This window comes from Prevotella sp. C561, from assembly GCF_000224595.1.
Classification (GTDB): domain Bacteria; phylum Bacteroidota; class Bacteroidia; order Bacteroidales; family Bacteroidaceae; genus Prevotella; species Prevotella jejuni.
Genome location: NZ_JH114163.1, coordinates 5,326 through 13,570 on the forward strand (window position 1 = coordinate 5,326; position 8,245 = coordinate 13,570).

An 8,245-nucleotide genomic window follows, 5' to 3' on the forward strand; every position below is an offset into this window, starting at 1 on the left:
GCCTTGTTTGTACTGCATTTGCTTGGGCAGTTTCCCAATTATAGTGTCTTCGGACTCCGCTATTACGTCTTATTTCACGAGACACTGTACTTGCACTTACATTTATCGCCTTGGCAATATCTTTTTGTTTCGTTCTATTTTGGAGTAGCACAGAAATTGTGTACCTTTGCTCCGAGGTTAATTGTTTGTACATTGCAATGCAAAATTAATTAATCTTTGGGAGACAGAGGTCTCCCTTTCTTATTTTTATGCATTGCTTGTTGATTTTCTTCTCATGGGGGCTTCTCGCCCCCAAACCCCTCGGTGTTTTCAGGTATAGATTATTAAGCTACACCAGCACTTGGGATTGCAGTTCTATGTTGAACTTGCGACGCTTTTCGTATTGCTTTAAAAGGAAGGACCGAAGCTTCTCATTAAACAAAAACATGGCTAAGACTGTCAACTTTCTGTCCTCTTATCATCCTCTGATATTGAAAATCATTTCTTTTTAGACTTCAAAAATATGCAGATAATGGTTTGAAAAATCATTACATAAATTCAAGCAAGACATCAATAAATAACAGCAAGACTACATACAAAAAGCAGGTCTGCAATCAACAGGAAATCAATTAGTTATAAAGTAGTAAAATAAAAGGTGCCTAATAGTACTCCTAACTTTCATGATGCAAAGGAACGAAGAAAAAAAGAGATGTGAAAAGGATTTCCCCTATACAGTGGGGGATTTTCCCTAAACATGTGTTTGACACGATATAAAGCCCTAAAATCTCACCTTATTTATATACAGTTAGTTTTAGTTTTAAGTTGCTGTCACTTTTAACAATTCGCGTAATAGAGTAAATATTAAATGATTACATGCTTAAAGATGATGATAGCAATGACAGGAAAATAAGTTTTGATGGATTCTTTTCTCCACTTCTTCTTATAACACAAACAGCGTGGCGCATATAAGATTTACATACACATATATTAGGTCGAATGATAGATCCGTTTCTAATCAGGGATGTATGAGCCGATTAGTTCAAAACATAAAATAATTGAAAAATGTAAACGATTAGATTTTAGGTAATATCATATAGCTGTTAGAAGGCAAGTTCTTTCTGGCAGCTATATTTTTATCGAATAGTTTTGATGTAAGAGACTTATGGTAAAAATGTGACCTATACGCCAAAAATGTAGCAGAAGATAAGAAGTCTAAGTTAATATTTTATAAATATAACTTTTATTATCTAAATCGGGGGGGGTAAACTTGTTTATCTAAAAAAGTATAAATACTTTTGCCCTATTAATTCGATGACATCTATCAATAAATAATGTGATTTACAGAGATGCCGCATGTAGATTAGAGAGGATATAATCATATAAAAAAACAGATATGCAAAGAAAAAATTATGTAAAAAAGGAATACTGTTGCCCCGAGCTTTCAGTTATTCCTGTATCGGCAGAACCAATCATGGGGACAAACTCACCCTTTGAGTCTGATCACAAAAAGGCAGATGATGACAACACTAACAGGTTTGATGTTGAACCAGATTAACCCAAAATAATTATCAATAAGAATTATGAAGATTAACAAGTTCACAAGTTTGTTTGCTACATGCTTGCTTATGGGGCTGACGGCTTGTTCTAATGACAATGTAAGTGACGCGGATTATAGCAATAGTGCTAAGGATAAGGATTTAACAGGTAAGACTTCTTTCTCTATTACTTCGGAGGCTAAGACACGTACCTCAGGCGTTTATAATTCAGGGGTAGATTTCTACTGGACTCCAAGCGACAATATTTGGGTAAACAGTGGCTCTACAACATCTCCTACACTAACAGCAAGTAGTTCCAACAATATTACATCAACAACAACTTCTGCAAAGTTCTATTTCGATGGAACTTATACGGCAGCGAGCTATCCTGTTAGATACACAGGGAACGCAAGCACTTCAGGTAACACTGTTACAATAGCAACAAGTCAGAATCAGGACGAAGCCAACAAGGCGACTCAGTTAGGAACTGTTGGAGACTGCGGTGTCGGTACTGCAACACGCCAAACAGATGGGTCCTATAAGTTTACTCTCAGTCATGAGGCTTCGTACATAACATTTATGCCATACTACTCAAAAGAGGAGTTGGCTGCTTCTGCTGTAGTAACACAAATCAATGTTACAGTGGCTAACGGTGAAAGCCTTGCTGGAACGTTCAATTTTAGCGACAGCGGTTTAGGAACTGCAATTAGTTCTTCTTCTTCTAACAGCGTAACCTTGACTTTGAACGGAACAAGTTCAGAAACTGGTTTCCCTATTCCTACTACCGCTACAGCATCTAAGAATGCAGCCATAATGGTTGTAGCTCCAGGAACTTACTCAACCTTTAAGGTTACTTATACTCTATATGATTCCGTAACTGGTACAAAGAGCACTATTTCATATACATATAGTGGTATAAATTGTACTGCTGGAAAGAATCAGGTAATCAAGACTGACCTTGGCATGGCGACATATACTTCTCGCAAGAACAATTATTACATGTGGGATGCAAAGAGCAATTATTGGAATGGGTATGAGAGCAGTCAGCCTTTACTCAATAACGCTGTAAATACAAACTATGCAAAATCATCAGCGGACGCAAGATGGTACAATACTACATTCACGAATATGGTCCAGACAAAGGCTATAAACTCATGCAAGGATGAGCCGACCTTCGAAGCACTTACATGGTATATTGGGGCAGGATCTCCACAGTTGGATAACAAAACTTTATGGGTATTTGCAAAACATCTTTATGTAGGAGGCATCTGGCTAAAGAAACAGAGCAAAATTTCAAATTTTAGTTCTGAGGTAAACTATACAGGTACAAATACGTGGAGTTCAGGTAAAGATATTAAATTTACTGTAGCAGTCTCTGGCAAACCAGAATCATCAGTAAGAAGTGATTATTTCTATCTTCCAGCACTTGGACAATATAAGGATGGGGAATTAACCGGTTTAGGAGAAAAAGGCTATTACTGGGCAAGTACACCAAATCCAGTTAACGATGGTCCCAGAACTGCAGATTATGGTAAAGTCATATCAGCCAACTGTCTTCGCTTTGCGATAGATACGCAATTAAATAATGTCTATGTACGTAATTACTATGAACGTTATGTAGGCATGCAGGTACAGGCATTTGAATAGGTTCCCACAATAATGTAAGTAAAAGAGAGGCTGGAAACAATACCAAGCCTCTCTTTTTTCATCTGGAACCTTTACTGAATAAGAATGTAGAGAACACATTTATAAAGAGAGTATAATATAAAAATAGTTCTCATTGTGGCTCTCCCGTTAAATACGTAGATTGGAAAAAGAATAAAGGCTTATACACTTGTAAGGTATGACTGTCCAAAATCGGACGGTCTCACATAAAGGGATAAAGCACAAGATAAGAATGCAGAAAAGGCAAATATTTACCATGTCCTTCCGTCTTCTACAAACAACTTATTCCCATATCACTCAACGTTTGTAAACTATTTTCATACAACTCAAAACCAATACATGGTCTTCTGGCTTTGAAAAGACGCCCAATTGGCTTGCAAAAGATGCCCTTTTGAAGTCTAACTAACGCCCTTTTGAAATCCAATTAAGCACCTTTTCTTTTACGACTCCATAATGGGTTGATTTCCTGTTGGTTGCAGACTCTCTTTTTTCTGTCTTTTTCCCACTTTATTTTAGGTCTTTTTTCGAAATTATGTCATGATTTTTCAGACTATTGTCTGTGTTGGTAGATTCAAGTACTAAGTACAAATTTAATCAATCTTTTTGTTAAAAGCCAATATTAGAGATTTGGGTTTAAGTTACTCCGAAGATACATAAGGTCGTCTTTATACAATCCTCCGTTTTACTCCAATCTATAGAAGTCACCATCATCATTGATACGATAAACATCTATGGAGGTTTTCTTACCCTCTACAGTTCGCACATAGATTGTACCATCCGTAAAGATAGCGAAGTCTTCCTTTATGTCATTATATGAGCTGAAGGCAAGGATGTTGATACTGTTCTCTTCGTCTATCATTCCATTCTTGTAGGTATATATAATGAACTCATCGTCATCGTTGATGTTATAGGCAACAAAGATGGGGAAGGACTTATAGTTAGGTAGTTTCACGAAATAGAAACCACCACTGCTGTTTGCCAGGGATACTCTATCCCCCCAATATGATTTCAGCTCTCCTTTATAGGGACGAATATTATATTCGCGGGCACGCTTGCTGCTCATCTCCTTTTTTACATCCTTATACATGTCAGCTTGCGTGTATTCCAGCTTTGCATCAAGGGAAGGCAGTCCCTGCCCCGATCTTCTTACGTGTTTGAAAACACCAGCAATGTTATTATGATACAACACAAGGTAGTCACCAGTGTAAATATACTCCAGCATATCGCTGTATATCTCGTTTGCTGAAGACTCTACAATCAGAACAGGAACCGACTTGGATACATTGATGCCACGAAGAGCAAAGTAGTCCTTCATATAGGCGTAGTAAGGTGCATCCCGTTCGTACATAGACGGATCGCTGTCAGAACGTCTAACCTTGATTTTCTTCCCATTCAGATAAAGGATAGAGTCACCAAGTATCTGTATCTTCATTTTCCGAAGTTCCTCTAAGCTTTTCTCATTTTCTGTGACCGAATAATCATAGTAGGACACAAGTTCCCAACTGTCCTTCGGTTCGTATTTCTTTGCGGCATACGTGTGATGGATAGCATTCCAGTCTGCCAGCGTCTTGTCGCTGACAGGCTGAACCAAGGAACCTGCAGCTCCTTTATGCACCTTTGGCAAAGGACGCCCTGTCTTTCTCTGTGCTTCAGAGCATCCAACAAAGAATAATACACTGATTATTATTAATACTATATTCTTTTTCATATCTTGACTTTTATTTGTGTTGCTCGTCAGACATACTCCGTAGCTCCATAGACCTACGCTGATCTAAAAGCAATTCTTTTCATATTCATTGAGTTGTTTAGATAACATACCGCAAAGATATAAAAAACACCTGAAGTTCTTAGAACTTTTTGGTATTCTCTTTAGGTATTGCAAAGGGCAGCCTATTATTCTCCAGTTTGCGAAGCCTTTACGGAGAAATCGTAGTCCTCATAAATCTTATCGCAGATTTCCTTAAACCCTGGCAGTTTATAATAATGATGCTTTTCCAGATTATCTCTGAACTCATTATTATAATACAGTTCATTGGCAAAGCCTGTACTCCCAATCTGCTGATATCGAAGTCGGTCTTTATATAAGTAATATCCCAGATAGGCAGCAGCTTTGTATCGTTCCTTCCACGTAAAGTGCGCCATCCAATATGGACACCCCGCCTTGTCTTTTTTCAAGAGATAATCAATATATGTTTCAAGAATTATTTGCCATTTCAAATTTTTATCATTGGCTGGTAACCGAAGTATAGTCTTCATTAACCCCTCTCGGATTTCTATATGAGGTTCTTTGTCATATACCTTACGAATAAACGTATTTATTAATCCAGAGACATCTTCCACATTGGTATATTCGTTCGATATATCCTTTAGTACCAGTTCATTGATAGCTTCATTCGTATCATATCCATAAGATAGAAGCAAATCTTTCAAAATGTCAGGATTATTGTGTAGTAGCCAGGCGAAACTCGCTTTGCTATCATTGAACAAAAATCTATTTAGATGTACAATCTCATCACTTAAATGAAACGCTATTTTACCCTTATTATTCCTCAGAAAGGAATCCAACATAGGTTTTGGTAGGCAGAAATTATAGCCCTTGACAAATATATTACTGATAGGAGCGTATCGAATATATTCATGTTCTTTTTTGTCAATACCGTCTTCTGCTATGTCATCTGTCCATCCCTGCATAATTGTCGGTGAGGTAAAATAGTGTTTATATTCATAGATATAAGGCTGTTTCTGCCTTTGCTCGGGAGCAAGACCTAACTCTTTCAACTTTTTGTTGTACAAAGCAGAAGATATAGGTATAAAACCACGCTTCGCCAAGTCGTTGAAAGCATAAGGTATCAGGATGTTGATATATCGTTCATCAATATGCACTTCATCCTCTTCTTCATCCTCAGAGGATGATTGCAGGTAAGAAGTCTGATAGACTTTCATTAGCGAGTCCATTCCTTGAGAGTTTATGGGTAGAATCATATCCTCTGGAATTCCTATTTTCTTACATAGAGACGAAGAGATTGAATCTTTCTCCTGTGTTGTATGCACTATCTTCATTTCTGCACCTTTCTTATTTGTACAACTTATACATCCAATTGACACAAAGGCCAATACGTCTAAAAGAAAAACTTTATTATTACCATAGAATTACTTATAACCTTTTTTATTTCTGTTACGCTGTATATTCATTTCAGCTTCTGTTAATTGATTTTTCTTTTTATAATCTAAATAGAGTGCTGGATTTACACGTCCTGCTAAGCCATGAGGAAAAGAATTAACTGATTTTATTTCAAAATGAAGGTGAGGGCCATGAGTACCTAAATCAATACCAGTAATACCAGATTTACCAATCACATCACCTGCATTTACATCTTGACCTTCATTCACTAATATTTTACTCATATGATAATAAACAAAATAAATTTTATCGGAATCTTTGTTGAATCCTTCTCCTTCCAGATATTCTTTAGGGTCTATCTTTTTATAATCATTACGCCTCCTCTTTCTGAAGATCTCTATCTGAGATTTTTTAGAAACTTCTATAACAACATATTGATGACCAGCCTTACCTTTGTTCCTTGTAATAACAACTTTTCCTGACAAACAAGCATAAAGATTTGACCCTTCAAGTGCGAATAAATCTATTCCTTGGTGAGCACGTCCTCTTGTAGTCCCAAATACTTGATTTGCAGGATTATCATTTCCCTTTTGAGTAAATACAGCAATTTGAGGATTATCAACAGGATCATGCCATTGCCCATCTTTTATTTTTTATTTTCAGAAAGGTTACATTGATCAATTACAAAAGCTTTAGAAGTTTCTAAGTTAAAGGAGTTTTGTTTTCGTTCCCAACTACTTGGTTTATTTTTTTTATATTCTTCCCAACGGCTTTTGAGAAACTATTTGTATTTCTCACTTTATTACAAGAAAGCTGTGGATTCCCTTTCAAACAAATATATACATAACACATAGAGGCTAACGTCGCAATCCGATCATCTCCATTAATTGTATCTGCGCCATTCGTCATTATATCAACATTTAATTTAAACCTTGTATTGATTAGATGTTGTATTTTACTATAGTTTTCCCTACCCGTTATTTGTACAAGACCGCTTCCACGGAATCTCCACCCATCTCCAGAGTAATAATCCCCATTACCGTCCTTATTAGCATACGCAATGTTTGCAAGAACTATTTTACGTTCCTGAGTGTCAGTTATAGAATAAACCTTATCAAGAGTCCTTTTCATCCCATCTTTGTATATTCTTTTTCCATTTTTATCTCTGTCTGACACCCATTTACCATCTTTAGTCCATTTTCCCTTGAATATTTTGCTTGGAAAAATATACTCAAATCTTTCTCTTTTATAGCTCATAATCTCAGAAATGTTAAGAGTATACTCGGTTTCTATAGTAGCTTGTGCAAAGAAATGTGCTTTTACCCAACACGTATCCATACTCAAAGCTTTCATATGTTCAGTGTAGGCTTGTGCAACCGACTTTAATCTATTAAGTGATACTTTTCCAAAAACCTGTTTTAGTCTTGGAAGCATATTCGTCCATTCTTCTCTACAGCGTGGACATCCACTCTTTTCAGGCTCGGTGCGATTAACATTCGCCTTGCTGGGTTCTGCCTTTGGCGTGGGGATATGCCGCTTGACAGAGAAGAGGACTTCTTTCCCTTTAAGTATGTATTGTTTGGGGTCCTTTGAGGTCTGTCTGCCAGTATTATTATTCCTTAATTCCGCAGCATAAATTCTTGTAAAACTCCAAGTGTCTGAGAAACAAAGTTCTCAAAACACTTGGATATGTCAGAAATTTCACTTACCTTAGTGCTACCTACAGAAAAACAAATAAAAAATCTGACATGACAAAGGTAGCAATTAAAAACGAGAATATCACTTCTTTCGGTGGAATTTATCATATTATGGACGTTTTCTCAAAGCTGGACTTTGAAAAACTTACCGAATCCGTATTGGGCAGACGTGGATGCAGCGGCAAGGCATTCAGCCATGGAAGTATTTTCGGCTCTCTCTTCTTCAGCTACCTTTGTGGTGGAGAGTG

Annotated in this window: 7 protein-coding genes and 1 pseudogene; 3 read left to right on the forward strand and 5 right to left on the reverse strand. The window is 36.9% G+C overall.

The window, feature by feature from the left end; all coding sequences use genetic code 11:
- Positions 1-193, reverse strand: a 193-nt coding sequence (locus HMPREF0666_RS17015) for a helix-turn-helix domain-containing protein (RefSeq protein ID WP_009013316.1), incomplete at its 3' end; no start/stop codon positions are given.
- Between the two features lie 1,179 nt (positions 194-1,372).
- Here HMPREF0666_RS17015 and HMPREF0666_RS17730 point away from each other — a divergent pair.
- On the forward strand, positions 1,373-1,534 hold the full coding sequence (locus HMPREF0666_RS17730; RefSeq protein WP_007135620.1) for a hypothetical protein: 162 nt from the start codon (positions 1,373-1,375) through the stop codon (positions 1,532-1,534).
- Between the two features lie 25 nt (positions 1,535-1,559).
- Positions 1,560-3,161, forward strand: coding sequence for a fimbrillin family protein (locus tag HMPREF0666_RS15425; protein WP_009013317.1), 1,602 nt, complete (start codon positions 1,560-1,562; stop codon positions 3,159-3,161).
- A 700-nt stretch (positions 3,162-3,861) separates the two neighbouring features.
- Here HMPREF0666_RS15425 and HMPREF0666_RS15430 read toward each other — a convergent pair.
- The 4 genes from HMPREF0666_RS15430 to HMPREF0666_RS17535 form a co-directional block, all read right to left on the reverse strand.
- The gene (locus HMPREF0666_RS15430; RefSeq protein WP_009013318.1) at positions 3,862-4,887 is read right to left on the reverse strand and encodes a hypothetical protein; all 1,026 of its coding nucleotides are present in this window, start codon (positions 4,885-4,887) and stop codon (positions 3,862-3,864) included.
- 185 nt (positions 4,888-5,072) lie between these two features.
- Positions 5,073-6,239 (reverse strand): hypothetical protein, encoded by a 1,167-nt coding sequence (locus HMPREF0666_RS15435; RefSeq protein WP_009013319.1) that lies wholly within the window; start codon positions 6,237-6,239, stop codon positions 5,073-5,075.
- Positions 6,240-6,329: 90 nt separating this feature from the next.
- A complete protein-coding gene (locus HMPREF0666_RS15440) occupies positions 6,330-6,785 on the reverse strand; it encodes a M23 family metallopeptidase (RefSeq protein ID WP_009013320.1) in 456 nt (151 codons plus the stop codon).
- A 217-nt stretch (positions 6,786-7,002) separates the two neighbouring features.
- On the reverse strand, positions 7,003-7,734 hold the full coding sequence (locus HMPREF0666_RS17535; protein WP_009013322.1) for a hypothetical protein: 732 nt from the start codon (positions 7,732-7,734) through the stop codon (positions 7,003-7,005).
- 314 nt (positions 7,735-8,048) lie between these two features.
- Here HMPREF0666_RS17535 and HMPREF0666_RS15450 point away from each other — a divergent pair.
- Positions 8,049-8,245, forward strand: a pseudogene (locus HMPREF0666_RS15450) (IS1380 family transposase); the annotation flags it as partial.